Origin of the sequence: Hansschlegelia plantiphila, assembly GCF_027922265.1 — a bacterium.
Lineage (GTDB): Bacteria > Pseudomonadota > Alphaproteobacteria > Rhizobiales > Methylopilaceae > Methylopila > Methylopila plantiphila.
The window spans coordinates 99643-125303 of sequence record NZ_BSFI01000001.1 but is presented as its reverse complement, the minus strand read 5'-3'; the positions used below and the strand labels follow the sequence as shown (position 1 = coordinate 125303).

Sequence of the window (25661 nt, the reverse complement as noted above, 5' to 3'; positions counted from 1 at the left end):
GGAGCGCCGTCGCGGACCGCTTACTTCCCCGTGACGAGATAGGCCTGCAGCCGGGCGCGGATGCGCTCGGCGATCTGGACCGCGGCGCGGTCCTCCGCGTCGCGCTCGGCGCGGATGTTGGCGAAACGCTGCAACCCGGCGAAATAGGTCGCGGACGCGACCGCATTGCCGGTGATCACCGGGTCGAGCGAACCGGCGGGCGTCAGCACGAAGTTCGCGTTCAGCGAGATCGTGCGCGTCTCCGAGACCCCGCTCAGCGGATCGACGACGGCGGACTGCCCCTGCTCGATCAGACGCTTGATCTCGAGGCGATAGACGACCGGCTCGGGGCCCGCGCCGCCCCGGAGCATGAAGATCAGCTCGTCGCGGATCTTGCCCCCGACGCGGCCTTCGATCTGTTTGACCTCGACGGACTTCATCCGCCGCTCGACGTCGACGCCCTCCGACTTCGTCGGGCCGGTGGTGGTCGAAACGTCGCCATAGACCGGGCGGAAGCAGCCGGAAAGCAGCAGCGACAGGCACAGCGCCGTGCCCAGACGGCGGAGGAGGCGGGGATCAGGCGACGACATTCACGATCCTCTGCGGCACGACGATGATCTTGCGGATCGGCTTGTCGCCGATGGCTTTGGCGACCGCCTCGAGCTCGCGCACGATCTTCTCGATCGACGCGTTGTCGGCCTCGCGGGAGACGACGATCTCGTCCCGCTTCTTGCCGTTGACCTGAACCGGAAGGATGACGGTGTCGGAGGCGAGCAGGGCGGGGTCCGCCTCCGGCCAGCGCGCCTCGGCGACCAGCGTGTCGTGGCCGAGGGCGGCCCACGCCTCCTCCGCGAGATGCGGCGCGAAGGGCGCGACGATCTGGACGAGGATCTCGGCCGCCTCGCGGAAGGCGAACGTCATGTCCGGGCCGACGTCGGTCGTGGTCTGCAACGCCTGGCTGAGCGCGTTGCTAAGCTCGTTGGTCGCGGCGACACAGACGTTGAAGTGGAACTTCTCGATGCTCTCGCCGACGCGGGCGAGCGCTGCGTGCGCCGCGCGGCGAAGAGAGTCGGCGGCCGGTCCGATGTCCGCCGGAGCGTCGGTTCCGACCGGCGCGCCACGCTCGGCCGCCTCGTTCGCGAGCCGCCAGACGCGCTGCACGCGGCGGCTCGCGCCTTCGACGCCGGCCTCGCTCCAGATCACGTCGCGCTCGGGTGGGCTGTCGGACAGCATGAACCAGCGTGCGGTGTCGGCGCCGTAGCTGTCCAGGATGTCATTGGGGTCGACGACGTTCTTCTTCGACTTCGACATCTTCTCGATCGAGCCGATCTCGATCGGCTCGGCCGTCCCTGCCTTCACCGCCTGCCGGCTTCCTTCGACGTCGGTGATCGTCACCTCGGACGGCGAGACCCAGTCGCCGGCGGCGTCTTTGTAGGTCTCGTGGACGACCATCCCTTGCGTGAACAGGCCGGCGAACGGCTCCTTCACGCCGACATGGCCGGTCATGTTCATCGCGCGGGTGAAGAAGCGCGAATAGAGCAGGTGCAGGATCGCGTGCTCGACGCCGCCGATATACTGGTCGACCGGCAGCCAGCGGTCCACGACGCGCTTGTCGGTCGGGGTCGCGGCGTCGGGCGCGGTGAAGCGCGCAAAGTACCAGGACGAGTCGACGAAGGTGTCCATCGTGTCGGTCTCGCGCCGCGCCGGGCCGCCGCAGGTCGGGCAGGACACGTCCCGCCAGCCTAAGTTGCGGTCGAGCGGGTTGCCCGGCTCGTCGAAGGTCACGTCGTCGGGCAGCAGAACGGGCAGCTGGTCGTCCGGCACGGGCTGGACGCCGCAGGCCTCGCAGTGGATCACCGGGATCGGGCAGCCCCAGTAGCGCTGGCGCGAGACGCCCCAGTCGCGCAGGCGCCAGTTCACCTTGCGGGCGCCGACGGGCGCGTTCGACAGGGTCTCCGACTCGAGGCGTCTGGCGACCTCTTCCTTGGCCGCCTCGACGGTGAGGCCGTCCAGGAAGCGGGAGTTCACCAGCACGCCGTCGCCGTCATAGGCCGCGTCAGCGATTAGGCTCTGCGGCTCAACGCCTTCGGGCGCGACCACGGGCGTGATCGGCAGGCCGTATTTGCTGGCGAAGTCGTAGTCGCGCTGGTCGTGCGCCGGGCAGCCGAAGATCGCGCCGGTGCCGTAGTCCATCAGCACGAAGTTCGCGACGTAGACCGGCACGCTGAGCGACGGGTCGAGCGGGTGCGCGGCGCGAAGGCCGGTGTCGTAGCCCATCTTCTCGGCGGTCTCGAGCGCCGCGACGCTGGTGCCGGCGCGGCGGCATTCCTCGATGAATGCGGCGAGCTTGGGGTCGCATTCCGCGCAGGCCGCGCTCAGCGGATGATCGGCCGAGAGCGCGAGGAAGCTCGCGCCGAACAGCGTGTCCGGCCGCGTGGTGTAGACCTCGACCTCGCTGATCGCGCCGGCGACCCTCGCCTTGCCGGCGTCCGCAAGAGCCCAGCGGACCAGCAGGCCCTCCGACCGGCCGATCCAGTTCTTCTGCATGGTCCGGACTTTTTCCGGCCAGCGCGGCAGGTGGTCGAGCGCGCCGAGCAGCTCTTCGGAGAAAGCCGTGATCTTCAGGAACCACTGCGTGAGTTCGCGCTGCTCGACGAGCGCGCCCGAGCGCCAGCCGCGGCCGTCGATCACCTGCTCGTTGGCGAGCACCGTGTTGTCGACCGGGTCCCAGTTGACCTTGGACTTCCGGCGATAGGCGAGCCCGGCCTTCAGGAAGCCGAGGAACAGGCGCTGCTGCTGCTCGTAATAGTCGGGGTCGCAGGTCGCGATCTCCCGGCTCCAGTCGAGCGACAGGCCGATCGACTTCAACTGGCCGCGCATCGCCGCGATGTTGTCGTAGGTCCAGGCCTTGGGATGGACCTTGCGCTCCATGGCGGCGTTCTCGGCCGGCAGCCCGAAAGCGTCCCAGCCCATCGGATGCAGCACGGAGAAGCCCTTGGCGCGCTTGTAGCGCGCGACCACGTCGCCCATCGCGTAGTTGCGGACATGGCCCATGTGGATGCGCCCCGAGGGGTACGGGAACATCTCGAGCACGTAATAGGTGGGACGGCCATCGTCGGCGGTCGTCTCGAAGAGCTTGCGCTCCTCCCATTTCGCCTGCCAGCGCGGCTCAGCCTCGCGCGCGTTGTAGCGCTCCGTCGTCATGGGTTGGCCAGGCGTCCTGAAAAGGCGTTGAAGCGCCGCGGCGAATGCCGGTCGCAGAGCGCGCGGACCTTGGCGCGAACGCCTCAACCGGTCAACCGAGGAGGGCGTACGAAGCGCTTCGAAACCGCCGACAGAGGCTTGCGATCCTGATAGAGGCTTGCCCGATCACTGAAGCGAGAGACCGATGACCGACGCCGAAACCCCCGACGATGTCGTTTCCCGACTCGCCGCAGTGCTCAAGGCGATCCGCCGCGCCGAGCGGACGGCTGGGCGGCCGGAGGGCTCCGTCACCCTCGTCGCGGTGTCCAAGACATTCTCGGGAGAGGAGATCGCTCCGACGCTCGACGCCGGCCACCGCGTGTTCGGCGAGAACCGCGTGCAGGAAGCCCAGGGAAAGTGGCCCGGCCTTCGGGAGCGTTACGACGGCGTCGAGCTCCATCTGATCGGCCCGCTCCAGTCCAACAAGGCCGCCGAGGCCGTCGCGCTGTTCGACGTCATCCACACCGTCGACAGGCCGAAGATCGCTCAGGCGCTCGCCAAGGAAATGGCGGCGCAAGGGCGGCGTCCAAAGCTGTTCGTGCAGGTCAACACGGGCGAGGAGCCGCAGAAGGCGGGGGTGCCGCCCTCCGAAGCCGACGCTTTCGTCGCTGCGTGCCGCGCTGAATACGGTCTCGCGATCGAGGGGCTGATGTGCATCCCGCCGTTCGACGAGCCGCCTGCGCCGCATTTCGCGCTGCTCGACAAGCTCGCCCGGCGGAACGGCCTCAAGGGCCTGTCGATGGGGATGAGCGCTGATTTCGTCGATGCGGTTCCGTTCGGCGCGACCCTCGTGCGGGTCGGCAGCGCAATCTTCGGAACGCGGCCCAGGGCCTGATCTTGCGTCCGGAAGCGGGAGAAGGGGCGTGGGTCGGGAAACCCCTTCTCCCGTCCGAACAGACGCCGGTACGCATGAACCTGATCCGGCAATCAGCAGGTCCGCAAACGCCCTGCCAACCCTAATGCTTCGTTGTGGCGCCAGATCAGGGGGGGTCTTGGAAGGCGAGCCACAACATGTAGCTGGTGCGGAAATGCGGCGTCCCAAAAGGCCTCGCAGATTGCGAGAGTCTCGCAGCTTGCGAGCCGCCTTTGTCCCGAAGTGGGGCGTCAGGCCGGCCTGACGGCGAGCGGGCCGGGCCGTCCGGCGATCCGGCGCTTGAGATCGACGCGTTCGCGGCTCGACACGCCGAGCAGCTCGGCGGCGCGCCAGACGACGTTGTCCTCGAGTTCGTGCGCCGACCCGTCCGCGAACACGATCTCCCACATCATCTCGACCATCTCGGCCCGCCCCGCCTCGTCGAGCGAACGCTTCAGCACGCTGGTGAAGGCGTAGAGATCTACGGCGTCCGCCTCGCGGTTCCTGCCAGCTTCGATCAGTTCGGCGGTCTGCGCCTCGTCGAGACCGAAGCGCGCCTTCAGGACGTCGTGGAGCGCGGCCTTTTCGGAGTCCTCGACCACGCCGTCGATGTTCACGATGCTGATCAGCAGTGCGGCCGCCGCGACGCGGTAGTCGTCGACCGCGAAATGATCCTCCTCGCCGGCGCCGGCGAGGTCGTTCAGGAAGTGGCGCAGAGCGTCGAGCATTTTCGCCCTTTCCGGAGGTCATGGCGCCGGCCGGAGACGTCTCCGAGCCTCGCCAGAAACGCTTGGCGGGCTTCGCGGTTGCGTCGACTTATGGCGCTTCGGGCGGGCGCATGCCGTGAGGCGTGGTGCCGCAAGAGGGATTCGAACCCCCGACCCCGTCATTACGAATGACGTGCTCTACCAGCTGAGCTATTGCGGCGATGGCGCTCCGTCTAGCGAAAGGGCGGGCGCGATGCAAGGCGAAGCTCGCCGGCGTCGGCGGCTCCTTCAATAATTCGGCCGGGCGGGAAACGCGCGTTCGCCCGGCATGGTGTCGGCGGCCTCCATCGCGTTCGGGCCCGGGTCGTCAGGCGCGCGCGACAGCGGGAACACCGCCGCAGTCGGGCGCGCAGGGGCGGCTTTCGTCGAAACCGGTTCGGCTGCGGCCTCGACGACGGCCGCGGGCTTCGCGGGCGTCGTCGCCACAGGAGCGGCCGCGACCGGCGTCTGCGCCTCGCCGTCGATCAGCGTCGGCATCCGCCGCGGCAGCGCCGCATCGGTGGGCTCCAGGGCGGCCAGAACCGAGCGCTGCTCGACCGGCGCCTGGTCGAGCCATGCGTCCGCGGCGAGTTTGGGGCGGGTCTCCTCGACGGGCATCTTCCACACGAACGCGTCGAGCTTGCCCGTGACGGGCGAGGTCGGCGCCCATGTGTCGCTGGCCACTCCGTCCGCGACCCAGACCGGGTCGCGCGGCGCGCGCAGGGCGCGGGCGAGCCATTCCCGGGAACGGCCGGCGTCGCCGTTCTGGACCTCCTCCAGCTCCGCCATCAGCATGCAGGCGCGCACCGTCGGCCTGATTCCGAGCAGCCGGTCGATCGCGCTGCGGGCGACGTCGAAGTCGCGGGCCGCGAGGCCCGCACGAGCGACGGCGAACAGCCCTTCGGGATCGTCCCCGGAGCGCTCGGACAGAGTCCTGGCCCGCTTGAGCTTGTCGCGGGCTGGATCGCCCGGGCGGACATGGACATAGACCTCGGCGAGGTCGGGATGGGGCGCCTTGGCCCAGGTGGTCTCGACGATCTTCGCCGCCTTGCGCGCGTCGCCCTGTTCGGCGAGCAGCCGCGCGGCGAGGATTGCTGCCGGCGCGAAGTCCGCAGCGAGGCTATGCGCCTCGCGCGCCCGCTTGATCGCGAGCGGAGCGTCGGCCGCGGCGCCGTCGGTCGCGAGCGCGGTCAGAAGCACGGCGCGCCGTCGGCGGGCGTCCGCCTTGTCGAGGAGCCGGTTCGCGCTGAGGCGCTCGAGCGTCGAGAGCGCCCCTGACCAATCGTGCTCGGCGCATTGGAAGTCGAACAGCGCCTGGCCCGCCCACGGCGTCTCCGGCGACTGGCGCGCAGCGTCCTCCGCGAGCGCCTTGGCGGCCGCCCGGTCGCCCCGCCGCTCCGCCTCGATGAACAGGCCGCGCAGACCGAGCGAACGGGTCGCAGGCGTCTCGGTCATGGCCCTGAAGGCGGCCTCCGCGCCCGACCGGTCGCCCGAGAGCTGCGCCGCCTGAGCGGCGAGCACCAGGGTGAGGGGCTCCTTGCCGAGTAGGCGGCGGGCTTCGCTGGCCTCCTTGCCGGCGCGGCGCGCGTCGCCGGTGCCGACTGCCACCACGCCGCGTGCGATCGCGTCATAACCCTTGGACCGCCGCCGGTTGCGCCGGAACAGCGCAAACGCCTCCGGTCCCGCGAGGATCCAGCGCATCACGTTCCACAGGACGACGGCGCAGCCGGCGACGACCGCGACGAAGGCTGCGGCGACCGCGACGCTGGTCTCGATCTTGTAGCCCTGCCAGTCGATGACGAGAGCGCCCGGCCGATCGACGATCCAGATCGCGCCGAACGCGAAGACGGCGACGAGGGCTAGGTAGAGGAGAACGCGCACCATTGTCTTCTCGCCCTCAGTCGGTTGCCGCGAGGCGAGCCAGCGCGGCGGACCGCGCGCCCGCCAGGGCCTTCTCCGCCGCGACCCGCGCGGTCGCGGCCTTCGCCCAGTCCGCCGTCGCGTCCTGCGCCGCGCCGTCGAGCGCCTCGCGCGCCGCGATCGCCTGTTCAAGGTCGCTGGCGGCGGCGAGCGCCGCGAGCCGCTGGCGGGGGTCGCCCGCGCCGGCCTCGCTCGCATTCTTCGGCGACACCTTCACGATCGAGCCCGCGCTCGCGACGAAGCGGCCGAAGACCGATTCGTCCTGCGCGACCTTAGGCGACGGAAGCTCCCCGAGGATGCGGGAGAGTTCGGCCGCAAGCGCCGCACGGGTCGGCACGCCCGAGGCGGCGTAGGGATCGAGGCCGGACAGCTCGCCGTTCTGAAAACTCGCCTTCACCGCCGCGAGCTCGGCCGGGAACGGCCGCCCGGCGTCGACCGCCTGCTCCAATGCGCCGAGCGCGACCACCTGACGGGCGGCGGGATCGCCGACGGGACGCGCCTTCAGGGCCGCCTCGAGCGCCGAGATCCGGTCGTCGAACGGCTTCACCGCATCGGTCACCGTCTGGCCGACACCGGCGACGCGGGCGTCGATCGCGGCGATCTGCTGCGCCGTGGGCGCGGCCTTCGCCTGGCTTTCGGCGGCGGTGAGACGCTCCTCGAGCGCGCCGAGCGCTTCGGTCGTCGCCGTGTCCTTGAGGCGGATGTCGACGCCGTCCAGGCGTCCCGCGAGCAGCGCGACCGCCGCGGGATCGATCGAGGGCTGCGCCGCCTTCTCGGCCAAGTCCCTGAGCTGCTGTTCGAGGCCGCCAACCCGGCCATTCGCCGCTTCGACGGTCTGACCAAGCTCCGCCACCCGCTGCTCGATCGCGTTGGCGTCGCTCGACTGCGCCGTCTGGCCGATCTGCTTGCGGAGCGCAGCCACGTCGCGGCCGACGCCGTCGAGCTTGGATTCCGCCGCCGCAACGCGCGCCGCGTCGTCGGAGCGGATGATCTCCCTGCCGAACAGCGCGATCACGAGCACCGCGAGAGCCGCCCCACCGAGCGCGGCGGCCAGCAGGCCGAGAGCGCCGACGCCGCCGCCCGACCGCGGCACGGGCGGGGGCGCGGGAGGCGCTTTTGAGGCTGATGATGCGGGCTCGCCCGGCTTCGGACGCTCCTCGGGGGAGGGCGCCGGACCTTTGGGCTGCGCCGCAGCGGAGGGCGGCGCAGCCGAAGCGACCGGTCCGGCGGATTTCGGGGCGGTCGTCTGATCCGCCAAGCCGGCTTTGCCGGGTCCGACGGCTGCGGGCGCGGCGGGCTTCGCCGCGGGGGCCGCGGACGGTGCGGGCGGTCCGTCGATCTTGGAGCCGGATGCGGACGAAGACGCCGCTGCCGCTGCCGCCGTCGACCGCGAGGAGGGTGATTCTGTCTTCGCCGCGGTCGCGGAAGCGGCGGACGCAGCGGGCGTCGACGGAGCGGCCGGGGAAGCGGGGGCGGCCTTCGGGGTCAGGTCCGTCGCCGAAAGGTCGAGCGTCCGGGGCTTGGGACGAGCGCTCGGCGCGTCCTTCGCTCCTTGTGCGGTCTCGGGTCCCTTCGGGTCCGCCATCGGCCGTTCCTCGCGTCACGGGAGAAGCGGGCCGCCGACGACGGCCCCGCGTCCTAATTAGAACGACCGCCTCCGGAAGGCGAGCGGTCGTCGCCAAGACGCGTTAACGCCTCGAACAGAGAGCCTTCGTCAGGACGGCTCGCCACCGCGACCTCCGCGCAGCGGGCCTCGGTCAGCGCGGCGGCGACCCTCGGCGCAAGCGCGACGTGGCGCAGCGCGCGTATGGTCGCTCCGTGACCGGCCGCGTCCGAAAGGCGCAGGAAGGTTTCCGCGATGCGCCGGGAGTGGTGGAGGACCGCGTCGACCTCGCCGCGCGCAAGCGCGTCCTCGGCGGCCTGCGGAAGACGATCGGCGGCGGTCGCGCGGTAGAGCTCCGCCACGACGACGGCGTAGCCCTGCAGCCCGAGGGCGCCGGCGATGTCGAAAGCGCGGTCGGCGCCCGCGGCGTGAAGGAAACGCGCCGGGGGCGAGAAGCGCTTCATGGCTTCCGCGACCAGCGCCCGCCCGTCGCCGTCCGCGACATGGACGACGGCGAAGCCCGCCTCGTGGCCCGCCGCGGCTGTCCGGTCGCCCACCGCGATCAGCCGCGTCTCGGTGAGCCGCGCGATCTCCGGCCGCTGGCTGAGCTTCCGCAGCCCGTTCGCGCTGGTCGCGAGCACCGCGTCATAGGGGCCGTCGGGGATCGACGACGCGATGTCCTCGATCGCGAGCACCGGCGCGACGATCGCGCGGTGGCCGAGCCGGGCGAGCCCCTCCGCGGTCCGGGCCGCGGCGCGTTCGGGACGCAGGACGAGGACGTTCATCCCGCCGCGTCAGCCGAAAGCCGCGAGCAGGTCCGCCGGGGTGCGGGATTTGATCTCCCGACCGGCTTCCGCGCCAAGGGCGGCGGCGTCCGCCGCCGGCCCGTGGATCGCCCCTTCGATCGTGCGCGCGCCGTCGACCGAAAGCACCATTCCGCGGAACGACAGCGTCCCGCCTGAGACCTGGGCGAGCCCTGCGATCGGCGTCCGGCACGAGCCGTCGAGCACGGCGAGGAACGCCCGTTCGCACATCAGCGCGGCCGCCGTGTCCGGACAGTCGAGCGGCCTCAGCGCGCCGAAGGTCGTCGCGTCGCCCAGACGGGCGATCACCGCGATCGCTCCCTGACCGAGCGCGGGCGGGAAGGCGACCTCGTCGAGGATCTCGGTCGCGTGGCGGCTGAGCCCGAGTCTGTTGAGGCCGGCGAGCGCGAGCAAAGTGGCGTGGACGTCCCCGCGGGCGAGCTTTTCGAGCCGCGTCTGCACGTTCCCCCGAAACGAGACGACCTTGAGGTCCGGTCGGCGCCGGAGAACCAGCGCCCCGCGACGAAGCGAAGCCGTGCCGACGATCGCGCCCTTCGGCAGGTCGTCGAGCCTGGCCGCCGCGCCTCCGATGAACGCGTCCCGCACGTCCGCCCTCGGCAAAGTCGCCGCAAGCGCGGTGCCGACCGCGAGTTCGGTCGGCAGATCCTTTGCGGAATGCACTGCGAGGTCGATGCGGCCGTCGAGCAGGGCCTCGTCGATCTCCTTGACGAACAGGCCCTTGCCGCCCGCCTCCGAGAGCGGCCGATCCTGAATGGCGTCCCCGGTCGTGCGGATGACGACGATCTCGACGGTCTCGGCCGGCGTCCCTAGGGACCGGATGAGGCCGTCGCGCACGCAGTTCGCCTGCCAGAGGGCGAGCGGGCTGCCCCGGGTCCCGATGCGGAGCAGGGGAGGCGTCATAGGCGGGAGCGTCTGCGCATGATCATGGCCGAAGCGCTATCAGGCGGCCGGGGTCAAGCCGAGCGGTTTTTTGGCGCGGGCGGCGCTGCTCCGGCCGGCTGGCGCCGGCGATCCGGTGCGGCTATGTCTTCCCGCCGACAGAAAATGGAGCGTCCTCCCCTCGATGTTGGTTCTTGGACTCGAAACCACCTGCGACGAAACGGCGGCGGCCGTCGTCCGCCGTGAAGGCGACGGTCCGGGCCAGATCCTGTCCAATGTGGTTCGTGCGCAGCTCGAAGAGCACGCGGCGTTCGGGGGCGTCGTGCCGGAGATCGCCGCCCGCGCCCATGTCGAGGCGCTCGACGGCGTGATCGCGGCGGCTTTGTCGCAGGCGAACGTCGGACTGAGGGAGCTCGACGGCGTCGCGGCCGCCGCGGGGCCGGGCCTCGTCGGAGGCGTGATCGTGGGCCTCACGGCCGCAAAGGCTCTGGCGATCGTGGCGCAGAAGCCGTTCGTCGCCGTCAATCACCTCGAGGCCCATGCGCTCACCGCGCGGCTGACCGATGGCGTCGCCTTCCCTTATCTCCTGCTGCTCGCTTCGGGAGGGCACACCCAGCTGATCGCGGTTCTCGGCGTCGGCCAGCACGTGCGGCTCGGGACGACGGTCGACGACGCGCTCGGCGAAGCCTTCGACAAGGTCGCCAAGATGCTGGGCCTCGGCTATCCCGGCGGCCCGGAGGTCGAGCGTCGCGCGACCGGCGGCGATCCGGCGCGTTTTGCGTTCCCGCGGCCGATGTTCGGACGCGCGGAGCCTGATTTTTCTTTGTCGGGCCTCAAGACGGCGGTCCGTCTCGCAGCGGAGCGGATTGCGCCATTGTCTGAACAGGATGTCGACGACCTCTGCGCGAGCTTCCAGGCCGCGGCGACCGACGTCGTCGCCAACCGGGTCCGCGCCGGCTACCGGCTGTTTTCGGCGCGTTTCGGCTTGCCGAGCGCGATCGTCGCGGCGGGCGGCGTGGCCGCCAACCAGAGCATCCGGATGGCGCTCAAGCGGCTTTCGGGCGAACTCGGCCGCCGCCTCGTGGCGCCGCCGCTCGCGCTGTGCGGCGACAACGGCGCGATGATCGCATGGGCTGGCGCGGAGCGTCTCGCGCTCGGCCTTTCCGACGATCTCGACTTCGCGCCGCGGCCGCGATGGCCGCTCGACATCGCCGCCGCCGCGCCCGGAGCGAAAGCATGAGGGTCGCAGTCGTCGGCGGAGGCGCCTGGGGGACGGCGCTCTCGAACGTCGCGGCCGAAGCCACGGGAGAGCAGACCGCCCTCATCGGCCGCGATCCCGCGCGCATGGCCGAGATCGCAAAGGCGCGCGTCAACGCCGCCCGGCTGCCCGACATCGCGCTGCATCAGGGCGTCCATCCGACCGCCGACAGGACGGCCGTCAGCGACGCCGACATCGTTCTGCTGGTCGTGCCGACGCAGACGCTTCGGTCGGTCTGCGCCGAGTTCCTGCCCCTGATGTCGCCCGGGGCGATCGTCGTCACCTGCTGCAAGGGCGTCGAGCAGGTCACGCTCGCGCTGCCCCACGAGGTGCTGCGCGACGCGCTGCCGGGCATGCGCCACGCCATTCTGTCGGGGCCGAGCTTCGCCGAGGATGTCGCGCTCGGACTGCCGACGGCGGTGACGCTGGCCTCCCACGACGAGGACGCCGCGATCCTCGTCACGGAAAGTCTCGCGACGCGCAGTTTCCGGCCGTACCGCTCGCACGACATGGACGGGGCGGCGCTGGGCGGCGCGGCCAAGAACGTGCTCGCGATCGCCGCGGGCGCCGTCGCCGGCCGCGGCCTTGGCGCGAGCGCGGTCGCGGCCATGGTCGCCCGCGGCTTCGCCGAGCTCGCGCGGCTCGGCCTTGCGCTCGGCGCGAAGCCCGAGACCCTCGCCGGGCTTTCCGGCCTCGGCGATCTCGTGCTGACCACCTCGTCGACGAAGTCGCGCAACTTCTCGCTCGGCCTCGCGCTCGGGCGCGGCGAGCCGCCGCCCAACAAGCTCGCCGAAGGCGCGGCCACGGTCGAGGCCCTGGTCGCGCTCGCCGCCCAGCATGAGATCGACATGCCGATTTCGGCGGCGGTGGCCGACGTTCTCGGCGGCCGGGTCAGCGTCGGCGCGGCGGTCGCCAATCTCCTGGCGCGGCCGCTCCGCGCCGAAGTCTAGGAGATCCCATGGCGTACTGGCTGTTCAAGTCTGAGCCGGATTCGTGGTCGTGGGACCAGCAGAAGGCGGCCGGCCGCGACGGGACCGAATGGACGGGCGTCCGCAATTATCAGGCGCGCAACAACATGCGCGCCATGGCTCTGGGCGACCGCGGCTTCTTCTACCATTCCAACGAGGGCAAGGAGATCGTCGGGATCGTCGAGGTGGCGAAGCTCGCCCACCCGGATTCCAGCGCCGACAATCCGACCTGGGAATGCGTCGACCTCCGCGCCGTGGCCGACGTGCCGAAGCCGGTGACGCTCGCTGCGGCCAAGGCGAATCCCAAGCTCGCCGGGATGGCCCTCGTCGGCAATTCGCGGCTCTCCGTCCAGCCCGTGACGGACGTGGAATGGGCCGAGGTCTGCCGCATGGCGGGCGTGACGGCGTGACGTTCAGCGCCCGAACGGGATGAGCCCCGATCCCGTAGCGTTCATCCGCGCCAACACGCAGGCGAAGCCGGTTCCCCACGCGCCGGAGATCGTGCTCCACGTCGCTGACGAGGCGGTGCCGCTCTGGTCGAAGACCGAAGAGGAGCTGGAGCGCGACGGCCTGCCGCCGCCGTTCTGGGCGTTCGCCTGGGTCGGCGGACAGGCGTTGGCGCGCTATCTGCTCGACCATCCGGAAACCGTGGCCGGCAGGCGGGTCCTCGATGTCGGCGCCGGCTCGGGCCTTGTTGCGATCGCGGCGATGAAGGCCGGCGCCGCGTCGGTCGTCGCGGCCGACCTCGATCCGTTCGCGCTCGCGGCGATCGGGCTCAACGCCGCGGCGAACGGAGTCTCGGTCGAGGTCTGCGGCGAGGACCGCATCGGCTCGGCGCTCGAAGCGATCGACGTCGTGCTGGTCGGCGACCTGTTCTACGAGCGCGACATCGCCGCCCGGCTGATCGCGTGGCTCGAGACGGCGGCGGCTTCAGGCGCCGAGGTGCTGATCGGCGACCCCGGCCGCAGCTATCTGCCCCGCGAGCGCCTCGCCGCGCTCGCCGAATACGCCGTGCCGGTGACGCGGGAGCTCGAGGATTCCGAGATCAAGCGGACCACGGTGTGGCGGCTCGCGCCGCCAGCCACGCTCTGAGGAGGGCGAGCGCCGCCTCGCCCACGACGCCACCGCCTATGCGCGCAAAGTTCAAAGCGGCGGCGCTTGAGGCGGCTCGGCGCGAGGGCATAGACTGCGTCAGCGGAAACCCGCCGCCGCACGAGCGGGAGACGCGATTACGCCCGGGAGCGCACGATGTCCGAGAAGCTGCACCCAGTCCCCGAGGAGTGGGCCAAGCGCGCCCATGTCGACGCCGCGAAATACAAGGCGGACTACGCCCGCTCGATCGCCGACCCCGACGGCTACTGGGGCGACATCGGCAAGCGTCTCGACTGGATCAAGCCGTATTCGAAGGTGAAGAACGTCTCGTTCGCGCCGAACGCTGTCTCGATCAAATGGTACGAGGACGGCACGCTCAACGTCTCGGCGAACTGCGTCGACCGGCATCTCGCCACGCGCGGCGACCAGACGGCGATCCTGTGGGAAGGCGACGACCCCAAGGACTCCAAGGCGATCAGCTACCGCGAACTCCATGAGCATGTCTGCCGCTTCGCGAACGCCATGAAGGACCGTGGCGTCCGGAAGGGCGACCGCGTCACCATCTACCTGCCGATGATCCCGGAGGCGGCCTACGCGATGCTCGCCTGCGCGCGGATCGGGGCGGTGCATTCGATCGTGTTCGGCGGATTTTCGCCGGACAGCCTCGCCGGCCGGATCGAAGGCTGTGAATCCAAATGCGTGATCACCGCCGACGAGGGCCTGCGCGGCGGCCGCAAGGTTCCGCTGAAAGCGAACGCGGACGCGGCGATCGACAAGGTTGGCGGCGTCGAGACCGTCTTCGTGGTGACCCGCACCGGCGCGAACGTGCCGATGAAGGAGGGCCGCGACGTCCGCTACGAAGAGGCCGTCGCCGCCGCTTCCGCGGACTGCGAGCCGGAGGAGATGAACGCCGAGGATCCGCTGTTCATCCTCTACACCTCAGGTTCGACGGGCAAGCCGAAGGGCGTGCTGCACACCACCGGCGGCTATCTGGTCTACGCGTCCTTCACCCACGAGATGATCTTCGACTACCACGAGGGCGACGTGTACTGGTGCACCGCCGACGTCGGCTGGGTGACCGGGCACTCGTACATTGTCTATGGCCCGCTCGCGAACGGCGCGATCACGCTGATGTTCGAGGGCGTGCCGAACTACCCGTCGTCCTCCCGCTTCTGGGAGGTGGTCGACAAGCACCAGGTCAACACGTTCTACACCGCCCCGACCGCGATCCGCGCCCTGATGGGCGGCGGCGAGGAGGCGGTGAAGAAGACCTCCCGCAACTCCCTTCGGCTGCTCGGATCGGTCGGCGAGCCGATCAACCCGGAGGCGTGGGAGTGGTACTACCGGGTCGTGGGCGACAGCCGTTGCCCGATCGTCGACACCTGGTGGCAGACGGAGACCGGCGGCATCCTCATCACCCCGCTGCCGGGCGCGACCGACCTCAAGGCGGGGTCGGCGACGACGCCGTTCTTCGGGATCAAGCCGGAGCTGGTCGACGCCGAAGGCAGGGTCGTCGAGGGCGCGGCCGAGGGCAATCTCGTGATCGCCCAGAGCTGGCCGGGCCAGATGCGAACCGTCTATGGCGACCACAAGCGCTTCGAGGAGACCTACTTCTCGACCTACCCGAACAAATACTTCACCGGCGACGGCTGCCGGCGCGACGAGGACGGCTATTACTGGATCACCGGCCGCGTCGACGACGTCATCAACGTCTCCGGCCACCGCATGGGCACGGCCGAGGTCGAGAGCTCGCTGGTCGCGCATGAGAAGGTGTCGGAGGCCGCCGTCGTCGGCTACCCGCACGACATCAAGGGACAGGGCATCTACGCCTACGTCACGCTGATGGCGGGCGTCGAAGGCACCGACGAACTCCGCAAGGAGCTGGTCGCCTGGGTGCGCAAGGACATCGGGCCGATCGCGGCGCCCGACCTCATCCAGTTCTCTCCGGGCCTGCCCAAGACCCGCTCCGGCAAGATCATGCGCCGCATCCTGCGCAAGATCGCCGAGGACGAGTTCGGCGCCCTTGGCGACACCTCGACGCTCGCCGACCCCGGCGTCGTCGACGACCTGATCGAGCACAGGCAGAACAAGGCGAAGGAGAAGGCGGCGTAGGGCGCGGCCTTCTCGCATTCCTTCCCGCGCTGAGGCGCGTGAAGGGGGTTTCAAAAGCCCGCTTCAGCACCAGCCGTCGCGTCGTCCGCCCGAGTAGCGGCGTCCGTGCCCGCCTGCGACGAGCGCGTCGGCGAGGTCGCCGGCGTCCGCCGTCGCGACGCGGGCGACGACGCGGCCGAAATACTTGTCGCCGCGCACCTCCGTCAGCGTCAGCCTGCGGCCCTCGACGAGCGCGCCCAGCGCGAGGGTCGCGGCTTCCGCAGCCGCCTTCTCGGCCGCGCAGCGTCCCCGCCGCTCCGGCGCGTCGACGCCGGCGAGGCGGATGCGGGTGACGATCTCCTGGCCGGGGAAGACCGAGACCCGGGCCTCGAACGTGTCGCCGTCGATCACTGAAAGCGCCGAAGCCGACAGTCCGCGTGCGGACAAGGCCGGGCGTTCGGCGACGATCGGTGAAGGACTCCGCCCTCCGGCCGTAGCGTGCGTGGCGAGAGCGCGGAGACAAAGCCCGACCGCCGCATCGCCAAATCGCCGCGCCCAACCCAGCCTGAAAGGTTCCGATCGGATCATGATCCCATGAATCCGCGCGATCAGGTGTTTGTAAAGGATTATTTTCCGATAAATCCGTCTTCAGTCCATTTCACCGTGATGTCCGTGGCGCCGGCAACCAAGCATTCATCGATCCCGTGCTTTTCATGAGCAGAGCATCCGGTCGGCGCTGTGTAGCGCTCGACGGTTCAAGTCGAGGGTGGTGATGATGACTGGCGGAGCAGGTTTCGGCGGCTGGGCCGCGGCTGTTCTCGGCTTGGCGCTGTCCGCCTCGCCGGCGGCGGCGCGGGAGGTCGTGAAGTTTGACGGCGACGCCTATCGGCCGGGCACGATCCTGATCCGGAACGGCGAACGGGCGCTCTACCTCGTGCGCGGCGACGGCGAGGCCTATCGCTACCGCGTCGCCGTCGGAAAGCCGGGCAAGCAGTGGCTTGGCGCGGCGTACATCAAGGGCAAGTATGTCGAGCCTGCATGGTCGCCGCCGGCCGAGGTGAAACGCGACAAGCCCTCGCTCCCCGACGTCATCCCCGGCGGCTCGCCGCGGAATCCGATGGGCCCTCGGGCGCTGCTGCTCGACCGCGACCAGTACGCGATCCACGGCACCAATCGCCCGAAGTCGATCGGGGCCTTCGCCTCCTATGGGTGCATCCGGATGAGGAACGCCGACATCATCGATCTCTACGAGCGCGTGAAGGTCGGCGACAAGATCATCGTCGTGCCGTGACCTGATCCTTTGCCGTCAGGAGACTTTCGATACCCCCAAACGCCCTACCAGCGAGCTGTTCCTGAACGCGACGACAGCATTGATCGCGTCAGGAACACTTTCCGCAGATGGGGCTAAGCGGGCGATCCTTGCGCGAAGGTCGCCGCGAGGCTATGTGAGCCGCGTCGGAAAAGGCAGACTTGGTTTGGTAAGCCCAAGTCCTTTCGGTGACGAAAGCTCTGGTCTTTGGCCTCGCGCACGAGATCCCCACGACGAACGGCGGGCGCCGTCCAAGCGCTCAATCGTTCGTCCGTGAGGTTTTCGGCTTGAGAAACGCTCCGGTCGAACATCGACAACGGAGCAGTTTATGCCGACCCCCGATACTGCCCTTCATGATGTCATCGTCGTAGGCGCCGGCCCCGTCGGCCTGTTCCTGGCTTGTGAGCTGCGGCTCGCGGGCTGTTCGGTGCTGGTGCTGGAAAAGGCGCAAGATCCGCGATCGCCGCTCAAGAGCCTGCCGTTTGGGCTGCGTGGCCTTTCTGCGCCCACCATCGAGAGCTTCGATCGTCGCGGCTTGCTGGACGATCTCCAGGCCCGCGCGCCCGACCGCGAGACGCCGGCGGCCGCGCACTGGATGCAGCCTGGTCGTCGCCCGGGCGGTCACTTCGCGGGCGTCCAGTTCTTCCACGACCAAATCGACAGCGCGCAGTGGCGATACCGCCTGCCCGGCCCGATCGGCGGCGTCGCGTCCGACATGGCGAGCATTGAGGCCGTCCTCGCGAACCGGCTGGAGGCGCTGGGAGTCGAGATCCAGCGCGGATACTCCGTCGAGACGCTCCAGGCGTCGGGGGATGGCGTCACCGTTCAAGCTGGGGACGAGACGGCGCGGTGTCGTTGGCTCGTCGGCTGCGACGGCGGACGCAGCGCCGTTCGAAAGGCGGCGGGCATCGGCTTCGCCGGCACCGATCCGGAGTTCACCGGCTATTCTGTTCAGGCGGAGCTCGCCGATCCGGCTGCGCTCAGGCCCGGTCGCCACCACACGGCCGCCGGCATGTACACCTTTGCGGCGCCCGGCACGATCGCGATGGTCGACTTCGACGGCGGCGCCTTCCACCGCACCGAGCCGACGCGCGACCATATCGAGTCGGTGTTGCGTAAGGTCTCGGGCGTCGACGTGTCGGTGACACGTCTTGTGGCCGCCGCCACATGGACCGACCGTGCTTATCAGGCGACTGACTATCGCAAGGGCCGCGTGCTGCTGGCGGGAGACGCGGCCCACGTCCATTCGCCGCTCGGCGGTCAAGGTCTGAATCTCGGCCTCGGTGACGCGATGAACCTTGGCTGGAAGCTCGCGGCCACGATCCGCGGCGACGCGCCGGCCGGCCTGCTCGACAGCTATATGAACGAACGGCGTCCGTTGGGCGCGCAGATCCTTGACTGGTCCCGCGCGCAGGTCGCGTTGATGCGCCCCAGCGCCAGTTCGCGCGCGCTGGCGGCCATCATCCGCGATCTCATCGAAACGCGCGACGGAGCGACCTATTTCGCCAAGCGCGTGTGGGGCGTCGATATTCGTTATGACCTGGGCGAAAGCCATCCGCTGGTCGGTCGCAGCGCGCCGAATTTCGAATTGAGCGACGGCGGGAGGGTCAACCAGCATCTGCGACGAGGCGCCGGCCTCCTGATCGATTCCGGCGCGGACCCGGCGCTCCGGGCGTTCGCGGCCCGCTGGGGCGACCGGATCAGCTATGTCGCGGCCGCCAAAACCGAGCCGCTTGGGGTGAAAGCCGCGCTGGTTCGACCTGACGGCGTGACCGCCTGGGCGTGCGACGAGGTGGATGATCTCACAGGCCTGGCGCAGATCGCGATGCGGTGGTTCGGACAGCCGAAGGATTTCGCGCAATCGCCTACGGCGCACTGACCCAGCTCTCCGCGGGCGGCGCCGCACGCCTCGCGGATTCGCGCCGAGAGCCGCGGTCTCATCGGCACGTCTCGAACGGCCCGAGGTCGAGATGGAGATGGTCGCGGTGGGCCGCGTTCCAGTCCGGCGACAGAACGCCCGCGAACAGCCCGCAGGCTCCGTCACGCGCCTAGCGAAGGAAGCGGCCGGCCGGGCCGGGATTGTTCCAGTCGCGACGGAGCGTCACCACGCGCCCGTCCGACAGCGTGAAGCCGGAGACGTCGATCGCGTTCGCCGTCGCGTGCTGCGAGCGCCTCCCGGCGCGGCCTGCGATGTCGCGGCAGGAATAGACCCCGAGATGACGCACGCTCTCGAGGTCCGAGCCCAGGTGACGGCGCGCGGCGGGAGCGACGACCTGGAGCTCCCAGGCTGCATAGGCGGCCGCGAGCGCGCAGCGCATGACCGGCGGCGATTGGAGATCGAGCGAGGACGCCGCCGGCGCCACCCCGTCCCGATAGCCGCAGCCGTTGACGATCGGCCGCTGAGGGGCGCGGATCAGCGAGACGTCCGAGCGCTCCAGCGTTCGGAAGCAGGCCTGCGTGTCGTTCGCGAGCAGGCGGATGCGCCATTGCGTCAGCACGCCGGGCGGCTCGCGCAGGTCGAGCGGGAAATAGCGGTCGATGTCGGAAAGGACGATTGCGGCTGACGCGCCGACGACGAGCGCGAGGCCGAGGAAGCCGCGCGCGATCAGTCTCGGCCAGACGGAGCGCCCGCACGTGCTCGGCGGTCCGGGCGCCTCAGAAATCGCTGGTCAGTCCCTTGCGCTCCCAGTCGCCGTAGCGGACCGGGTCCTTGCCCTTGCGGCCGTCGATCTCACGCGCGGCCGACAGTTCGGCCTCGGCGCGCTCGTAATCGGCGCGGCGGCGTTCGGCCTCGGCCAGCGCGCGCTTGGCGGCTTCGCTGATCGGCTTCTTCGGCTGATCGGCCATCGGAACGTCGTCTGGCATCGTGACCCGCAGCTGATGGAATCGTTACAGCGGCCGCCCGTGGCGGCGCAGGGCTCACGATCACATATAGGAGGTGCGCCGCTTCGGCGCAGCATCAACAAGGAGACACCGCTTCCATGAACTACGTCCGCACGGCCATCCTGCTCGCGGGGCTGACCGCGTTGTTCATGGGCGTCGGCTTTCTGATCGGCGGCAAGGGGGGAATGGCGATCGCCCTGGCTGTCGCCGTCGCGACGAACCTCTTCAGCTACTGGAACTCCGACAAGCTCGTGCTGAGGATGCACGGCGCCGAGCCCGTCGACGAGCGTTCGGCGCCGGAGTTCTACGCCATGGTGCGCGAACTCTCGCAGCGCGCGGGCCTTCCGATGCCGAAGCTCTATCTGATGCACGAGGACCAGCCGAACGCCTTCGCCACCGGCCGCAACCCGCAGAACGCGGCCGTCGCCGCCACCACCGGCCTGCTCAACACGCTCAGCCGCGACGAAGTGGCGGGCGTGATGGCTCACGAACTCGCGCATGTGAAGAATCACGATACGCTGACGATGACGATCACCGCCACGATCGCCGGCGCCATCTCGATGCTCGCCAATTTCGGGTTCTTCTTTTCGGGCAACCGTGACAACAACTCGCCCTTCGGAGCGGTCGGGACGATCGCTATGATGGTGCTCGCTCCGATCGCCGCCATGGTGGTCCAGATGGCGATCAGCCGTTCGCGCGAATACGAGGCGGACCGGTTGGGCGCTGAGATCAGCGGTCGGCCGGACCAACTTGCGTCGGCTCTGGCGAAGATCGCCGGCGGGGCTGCGCATATTCCCAATCAGGCTGCGGAACGAAGCCCCGCGACCGCGCATATGTTCATCATCAACCCGCTGTCTGGCGAGCGCATGGATAATCTCTTCTCGACCCACCCCGCGACTGAGAACCGGATCGCCGCTTTGATGCGGCTCGCCGGCGAGATGGGCGTCAATACGCGAGGGCCTGCGCCGGCGGCGTCCCGGCGGTCGGGACCGTGGGGCCGCTCGACCGGCGTCAGCGGGGGGCCGTGGGGCTGAGCCGGGCTCCGGGCGGACGCCCCTTCGCGACCCGTCGCCCGCAAGGGGGGATGTCGCGCGCGCTTCCGGAGCCGGCGGGTCTCGCGCCCCGGCGGGTGGCGGTGCGCATCGTCGATGGCGTGCTGTCGCGCACCCGCTCGCTCGACGCCTCGCTCGAGGCTGAGCATGACCCTTCGGGTTTCCGCGCGCTGCCGGAGCGCGACCGCGCGCTGGCGCGGGCGATCGCTGGCGTGACGCTGCGCCGCTTCGGGACGCTGAGAACCCTGATCGCGGCCCGGCTCGAAACCGGTCTGCCGAAAAAGGCGGGGCCGCTCGAGGCGATCCTCGCGACCGCCGTCGCGCAGGCGCTGTTCATGCAGATTCCGGCGCACACCGCGGTCGACCTTGCAGTCTCGGGCGCCCGCGCCGACCCTGACGCGCGACACTTCGCGGGCCTCGCCAACGCCACGCTCCGCGCGATCGTTTCGGCGGGCGCCCCCGATCCGACGCCCGGGGTCGACCTGCCGCCGTGGCTTTATGAGCGCTGGACCCGCGCCTACGGCTCCGAGGGAGCGGCGCGGATCGCCGAGAGCCTCGGCGCCGAAGCCGCGCTCGACCTCACGGTGAAGTCAGACCCTTCGGGCTGGGCGGAGCGTCTCGGCGGGATTGCGCTGCCGACGGGCGGGGTGCGCCTCGCCTCGCACGGGCTGGTGCCCGCCCTCGACGGCTTCTCCGAGGGCGAATGGTGGGTGCAGGACGCCGCGGCCGGCATTCCCGCCCGGCTGTTCGGCGATCTCGAAGGCAAGACGGCGATCGACCTCTGCGCGGCCCCGGGCGGCAAGACCGCGCAACTCGCCGCGGCGGGCGCCGAGGTCGTCGCGGTCGATAAGTCGGCCGAACGGCTGAGCCGCCTGTCGCAGAATCTGTCCCGGCTTCGGCTGTCGGCCGCGCCGCGGGTCGGCGACGCGGCGAGCCTCGCGATCGAGCCCGCAGACGCGGTTCTGCTCGACGCGCCCTGCAGCGCGACGGGCACGATCCGGCGCCACCCCGACGTCGCCTGGATGAAGCGCGAGAGCGACGTCACGAGCCTGTCGAGGCTGCAGGCGCAGCTGCTCGACGTCGCCGTGAGACTGGTGAAGCCGGGCGGGCGGCTGGTCTATTGCGTCTGCTCGCTCGAGCCGGAGGAGGGCGAGCGCCAGATCGCGAACCTGCTGGCGCGCAATCCGCGCGTCCGGATCGAGCCTGCGACGGCGGCGGAACTGCCAGGTCTCGAGGAGGCGATCAATCCCGAGGGCTGCGTCCGCACGCTGCCGTTCCATCTGCCGAACGAGGATCCGCGCCTGGCCGGCCTCGACGGCTTCTTCGCGGCCCGGCTCAGCGTGGCCTGAGGCGAATCGCGACAGTCGCGTCGGCATATGCGAGACTCCGGAGGTAGCCGCGGCGACGCGGTCTGAAGGGGCGGAGGGTTGATCGGGCTTGGCGTCGCTCGGCGAAAAGGCGGAGCTCGTCGGGCTCGTCCTGGCGCTCGGCGCGCGCGCCGCCGCGCGTCGCGTCTATGCGCTGGTCCGCGCGCCGTTCGACTTCGCCCACCGCTCGCCCGAAAAACTGCTGATCGCGCCGCATGATCTGAGGACGTCCGATCCCACGCGGGCGGGCGAGATCTATGCCGGGACCTTCGCCTTCGCCAACCGGGCGGCGGATGTCGACGGCGGCTCGCCCTTCCTTGTCGCGGCGCCGTCCGCCGACTGGGCGGAGGCGCTGCACGGCTTTGGCTGGCTGCGCCATCTGCGCGCGGCCGACACCACGCTCGCCCGCGCCAACGGCCGGGCGCTGATCGACGAATGGATCACGCTTCATGGCGGGACCGACCGCACGGCGTGGCGGCCGGAGGTCGTCGCCAGGCGGCTGATCTCCTGGTTCTGTCATGCGCCGCTGATCCTCGACGGCGCCGACAAGGCGTTCTACCGGCGATTCCTGCGCAGCATCAGCCGGCAGACGCATCGGCTTGACCGGCTCATCGCCGCGACGCCGGACGGCATGCCGCGCCTGACCGCGGCGATTGCGCTTTGCTACGCCGGGCTCTGCCTCTCGGGAGAATCGCGGCTGCTACGCTCGGCCGCCAAGGCGCTCGCCACCGAGCTCGACCGCCAGATCCTCGCCGACGGCGGCCACGCCAGCCGCAACCCCGCGGCGCTGGTCTACGCGCTGGTCGATTTGCTGCCGCTGCGCCAAGCCTTCACCGCCCGCGACCTCGCCCCGCCGCAGGCGCTCAACGGCGCGATCGACCGGATGATGCCGATGTTGCGCTTCTTCCGGCATCCCGACGGCGAGTTCGCGCAGTTCAACGGCGCCGGCCCGACGCCGGCCGATCTCGTCGCGACGGTGCTCGCCTATGACGACGCGCGCGGCGCCCCGGTCGAGGACGCCACCCATTCCGGATACCAGCGGCTGATCGCAGGCGACGCGGTCGCGATCGTCGACGTCGGACGGCCGCCGCCGGCGGCCCTGTCGGACGAGGCGCATGCGGGCTGCCTGTCCTTCGAATTCTCCGCCGATGGCGATCGGGTCGTGGTCAACTGCGGCGCGCCGCGGTTCGGCCGGGCCGACTGGGCGGCGGCGGCGCGGGCCACCGCGGCGCACTCGACGGTGGTGGTGGGCGACTCCTCGTCCTGCGCCTTCGCGCCGGCGGGGCTCAAACGCTTCATCGGGACGCCGGTCGTCTCGGGTCCCGTAGAGGTCGCAGCGCGGCGCGAGCTGAGCGATCGGGGCGCACGTATCGTCGCGTCCCATGACGGCTATCTCAGGCGTTTCGGCGTCGTCCACGAACGCTCGCTCCAGCTGTCGCCGGATGGGCGGCGGCTGACGGGCGAGGACCTGTTCCGCGCGTCCGGCCGTCCGCGCCGGCGCGACGGCGACGTCAAGATCGCGGCGCGTTTTCATCTCCATCCCGCGGTCCGGGCCAGCGCGCGGCAGGACGGGCAGGGGGTGTTGCTGGCGCTGCCGGGCGGCGCCGCGTGGAGCTTCTCGGCTCCCGGCTTCGCCGTTGAGCTTGCGGAGAGCGTGTCGCTGTCGGGCTCGCAGGGTCCGCGACGGGCCGAGCAGATCTTGATCGAGACCAGTCTTGGCGGCGCCCCCAAGATCGCCTGGAGCTTCGAGGCGGTCGACGAGGCCCGTCCCCGCAGCCGTCGCCTGCCGCAGGCCCCGACGCTGTTCGGCGCGCCGTCCTCGATCGACTGAGCGATCCGCGCAGCCGGGACTTCTTCCGCCGGCGCGGAGATGGTACCGGCAGGGCCTCGAACCATCCGCCGGAACGCATCCACCATGACCGAACGCCCGATCGCCCGCGCGCTGCTGTCGGTGTCCGACAAGACCGGACTGCTCGATTTCGCGCGCTCCCTCAGCGAACGCGGCGTCGCGCTGGTCTCGACCGGCGGCACCGCCAGGGCTTTGGCCGAGGCTGGCCTGCCCGTCACGGACGTCTCCGCGCTCACGGGCTTTCCCGAGATGATGGACGGCCGCGTGAAGACGCTGCACCCCAAGGTGCATGGCGGCCTGCTCGCGATCCGGGGCGACGCCGGCCACGAGGCCTCCATGGCCGACCACGCGATCGAGGCCATCGACCTGCTGGTGGTGAATCTCTATCCGTTCGAGGCGGCTCTCGCGCGCAACGCCGCCTTCGACGACATGGTGGAGAACATCGACGTCGGCGGCCCCGCCATGATCCGGGGCGCGGCCAAGAACCACGCCCATGTCGTCGTTGTCGTCGAGCCGGCCGATTACGCGGCCGTGCTCGCCGACATGGACGCGAACGCCGGCGGCACGACCGCCGCTCTCCGAAAGCGTCTGGCCGCCAAGGCGTTCTCGCGCACCGCGGCCTATGACGCCGCGATCGGAACGTGGCTGTCGGGCGAGGCCGGCGAGGCGACCCCCGCCTTCCGCGCGCTCGGCGGGGCGCTCGCACAGGGCCTGCGCTACGGCGAGAACCCGCACCAGAGCGCGGCCTTCTACCGGAGCGCCGCCACGCGGCCGGGCGTCGCGACCGCGACCCAGCTCCAGGGCAAGGAGCTGTCCTATAACAATCTCAACGACACCGACGCCGCCTACGAGCTGGCGGCGGAGTTCGACCCGGCGCGCGTCGCGGCCTGCGTGATCGTCAAGCACGCCAACCCCTGCGGAGTCGCGGAGGGCGCGACCCTCGCCGAGGCCTACGAGCGCGCGCTCGCCTGCGACCCGGTCTCGGCCTTCGGCGGCATCGTCGCCCTCAACAGGACGCTCGACGCGGACGCCGCCCGCGAGATCGTCAAGATCTTCACCGAGGTGATCGTCGCGCCGGCGGCCGACGAGGACGCGGTCGCGATCGTCGCGGCGAAGAAGAACCTGCGGCTGCTGGTGACCGGCGGCCTCCCTGATCCGCGCGGCGCCGGTCTTGCGATCCGCACCGTCGCCGGCGGCTTCCTGGTCCAGACCCGCGACAACGCCGTGGTCGACGACCTCGAGCTGAAGGTGGTCACCCGCCGCGCGCCGACCGAAGCGGAACTCGCCGACCTCCGCTTCGCGTTCCGGGTCGCCAAGCACGTGAAATCGAACGCGATCGTCTACGCGCGCGGCGGCGCGACGGTCGGAGTCGGGGCAGGGCAGATGAGCCGCGTCGACAGCGCCCGGATCGCAGCGAGCAAGGCCGCCGACGCGGCCGCCGCCGCCGGGCTGGCGGAGCCGCTGACCCGCGGTTCGGTGGTGGCCTCCGACGCGTTCTTCCCCTTCGCGGACGGGCTCGACGCGGCGATCGCGGCCGGCGCGACGGCGGTGATCCAGCCCGGAGGCTCGATGCGCGACGCCGAGGTGATCGCCCGCGCCGACGAGGCGGGGCTCGCCATGGTGTTCACCGGCGTGCGGCATTTCCGCCACTGAGGGCGGCTCCCGGACCGCAGGTTCACGGCAAGTTCATCATCCGGGTTTGTCCTCGGATGACGGCGGCGTTTGCGTCATGCTATGAGCCGCTT

At 70.5% G+C, this 25661-nt stretch carries 21 protein-coding genes, 1 tRNA gene and 1 pseudogene; 12 read left to right on the top strand and 11 right to left on the bottom strand.

All coding sequences use genetic code 11. From position 1 onward, the window contains the following. Nucleotides 1-20: 20 nt before the first annotated feature. Together lptE and leuS are read right to left on the bottom strand one after the other, a co-directional pair. Nucleotides 21-569 carry an LPS assembly lipoprotein LptE gene (lptE, locus tag PKE75_RS00570; protein ID WP_271166740.1) on the bottom strand — a complete coding sequence of 183 codons (549 nt, stop codon included), beginning with the start codon at nt 567-569 and terminating at the stop codon, nt 21-23. Continuing rightward, nucleotides 556-3183, bottom strand: a complete 2628-nt coding sequence (gene leuS, locus PKE75_RS00565; protein WP_271166739.1) for a leucine--tRNA ligase — start codon at nt 3181-3183, stop codon at nt 556-558. The genes lptE and leuS overlap by 14 nt, the downstream gene beginning before the upstream one ends. Nucleotides 3184-3367: 184 nt before the next feature. Between leuS and PKE75_RS00560 the strand changes: the two genes are divergently transcribed. After that, the gene (locus PKE75_RS00560) at nt 3368-4057 is read left to right on the top strand and encodes a YggS family pyridoxal phosphate-dependent enzyme (RefSeq protein WP_271166738.1); all 690 of its coding nucleotides are present in this window, start codon (nt 3368-3370) and stop codon (nt 4055-4057) included. Between the two features lie 269 nt (nt 4058-4326). Here PKE75_RS00560 and PKE75_RS00555 read toward each other — a convergent pair whose 3' ends face one another. From PKE75_RS00555 to hemC, 6 genes are all read right to left on the bottom strand, one after another. Next, on the bottom strand, nt 4327-4803 hold the full coding sequence (locus PKE75_RS00555) for a tellurite resistance TerB family protein (protein WP_271166737.1): 477 nt from the start codon (nt 4801-4803) through the stop codon (nt 4327-4329). A 123-nt stretch (nt 4804-4926) separates the two neighbouring features. Beyond that, nucleotides 4927-5002 (bottom strand) — tRNA-Thr (locus tag PKE75_RS00550). A gap of 68 nt (nt 5003-5070) precedes the next feature. After that, nucleotides 5071-6705, bottom strand: a complete 1635-nt coding sequence (locus tag PKE75_RS00545; RefSeq protein ID WP_271166736.1) for a heme biosynthesis protein HemY — start codon at nt 6703-6705, stop codon at nt 5071-5073. A gap of 13 nt (nt 6706-6718) precedes the next feature. Continuing rightward, nucleotides 6719-7999: a COG4223 family protein gene (locus PKE75_RS00540; protein ID WP_271166735.1), complete on the bottom strand. Its 1281-nt coding sequence runs from the start codon at nt 7997-7999 to the stop codon at nt 6719-6721. Nucleotides 8000-8379: 380 nt separating this feature from the next. Then, complete coding sequence (locus tag PKE75_RS00535) at nt 8380-9129, bottom strand: uroporphyrinogen-III synthase (protein ID WP_271166734.1); 750 nt, start codon at nt 9127-9129, stop codon at nt 8380-8382. A 9-nt stretch (nt 9130-9138) separates the two neighbouring features. Further along, complete coding sequence (gene hemC, locus PKE75_RS00530; protein ID WP_271166733.1) at nt 9139-10068, bottom strand: hydroxymethylbilane synthase; 930 nt, start codon at nt 10066-10068, stop codon at nt 9139-9141. 163 nt (nt 10069-10231) lie between these two features. Here hemC and tsaD point away from each other — a divergent pair, with 163 nt between their 5' ends. The 5 genes from tsaD (at nt 10232) to acs (ending at nt 15477) form a co-directional block, all read left to right on the top strand. After that, nucleotides 10232-11287, top strand: a complete 1056-nt coding sequence (gene tsaD, locus PKE75_RS00525; protein ID WP_271166732.1) for a tRNA (adenosine(37)-N6)-threonylcarbamoyltransferase complex transferase subunit TsaD — start codon at nt 10232-10234, stop codon at nt 11285-11287. Continuing rightward, the gene (locus tag PKE75_RS00520; RefSeq protein WP_271166731.1) at nt 11284-12255 is read left to right on the top strand and encodes an NAD(P)H-dependent glycerol-3-phosphate dehydrogenase; all 972 of its coding nucleotides are present in this window, start codon (nt 11284-11286) and stop codon (nt 12253-12255) included. Before tsaD ends, PKE75_RS00520 begins: the two co-directional genes overlap by 4 nt. Before the next feature lie 8 nt (nt 12256-12263). Then, nucleotides 12264-12683 carry an EVE domain-containing protein gene (locus PKE75_RS00515; RefSeq protein WP_271166730.1) on the top strand — a complete coding sequence of 140 codons (420 nt, stop codon included), beginning with the start codon at nt 12264-12266 and terminating at the stop codon, nt 12681-12683. 19 nt (nt 12684-12702) lie between these two features. Beyond that, nucleotides 12703-13365: a class I SAM-dependent methyltransferase gene (locus PKE75_RS00510; RefSeq protein WP_271166729.1), complete on the top strand. Its 663-nt coding sequence runs from the start codon at nt 12703-12705 to the stop codon at nt 13363-13365. 156 nt (nt 13366-13521) lie between these two features. After that, nucleotides 13522-15477, top strand: coding sequence for an acetate--CoA ligase (acs, locus tag PKE75_RS00505; protein WP_271166728.1), 1956 nt, complete (start codon nt 13522-13524; stop codon nt 15475-15477). Nucleotides 15478-15540: 63 nt separating this feature from the next. Here the strand turns inward: acs and PKE75_RS00500 are convergent, their stop codons facing one another. Further along, on the bottom strand, nt 15541-15903 hold the full coding sequence (locus PKE75_RS00500; protein WP_271166727.1) for a thermonuclease family protein: 363 nt from the start codon (nt 15901-15903) through the stop codon (nt 15541-15543). Nucleotides 15904-16228: 325 nt separating this feature from the next. Between PKE75_RS00500 and PKE75_RS00495 the strand changes: the two genes are divergently transcribed. Further along, nucleotides 16229-16747 carry a L,D-transpeptidase gene (locus tag PKE75_RS00495; protein WP_271166726.1) on the top strand — a complete coding sequence of 173 codons (519 nt, stop codon included), beginning with the start codon at nt 16229-16231 and terminating at the stop codon, nt 16745-16747. A 346-nt stretch (nt 16748-17093) separates the two neighbouring features. Further along, nucleotides 17094-18644 (top strand): FAD-dependent monooxygenase, encoded by a 1551-nt coding sequence (locus tag PKE75_RS00490; protein WP_271166725.1) that lies wholly within the window; start codon nt 17094-17096, stop codon nt 18642-18644. A 58-nt stretch (nt 18645-18702) separates the two neighbouring features. On the opposite strand, the pseudogene PKE75_RS00485 reads toward PKE75_RS00490, so the two are convergent. After that, a pseudogene (locus PKE75_RS00485) lies at nt 18703-19263 on the bottom strand (extensin-like domain-containing protein). A gap of 157 nt (nt 19264-19420) precedes the next feature. Beyond that, nucleotides 19421-19612 (bottom strand): DUF1674 domain-containing protein, encoded by a 192-nt coding sequence (locus tag PKE75_RS00480; protein ID WP_271166724.1) that lies wholly within the window; start codon nt 19610-19612, stop codon nt 19421-19423. 134 nt (nt 19613-19746) lie between these two features. Here PKE75_RS00480 and htpX point away from each other — a divergent pair, with 134 nt between their 5' ends. The 4 genes from htpX to purH all read left to right on the top strand — a co-directional run bounded on the left by htpX (nt 19747) and on the right by purH (nt 25569). Then, a complete protein-coding gene (gene htpX / locus PKE75_RS00475; RefSeq protein WP_271166723.1) occupies nt 19747-20682 on the top strand; it encodes a zinc metalloprotease HtpX in 936 nt (311 codons plus the stop codon). A 50-nt stretch (nt 20683-20732) separates the two neighbouring features. Then, on the top strand, nt 20733-22049 hold the full coding sequence (locus PKE75_RS00470; RefSeq protein ID WP_271166722.1) for an RsmB/NOP family class I SAM-dependent RNA methyltransferase: 1317 nt from the start codon (nt 20733-20735) through the stop codon (nt 22047-22049). An 88-nt stretch (nt 22050-22137) separates the two neighbouring features. Beyond that, entirely contained in the window at nt 22138-23898 is a 1761-nt protein-coding gene (locus tag PKE75_RS00465; RefSeq protein WP_271166721.1) for a heparinase II/III family protein, read from the top strand. A gap of 84 nt (nt 23899-23982) precedes the next feature. Further along, nucleotides 23983-25569, top strand: coding sequence for a bifunctional phosphoribosylaminoimidazolecarboxamide formyltransferase/IMP cyclohydrolase (gene purH / locus PKE75_RS00460; RefSeq protein WP_271166720.1), 1587 nt, complete (start codon nt 23983-23985; stop codon nt 25567-25569). The last annotated feature ends 92 nt before the right edge of the window (nt 25570-25661 follow it).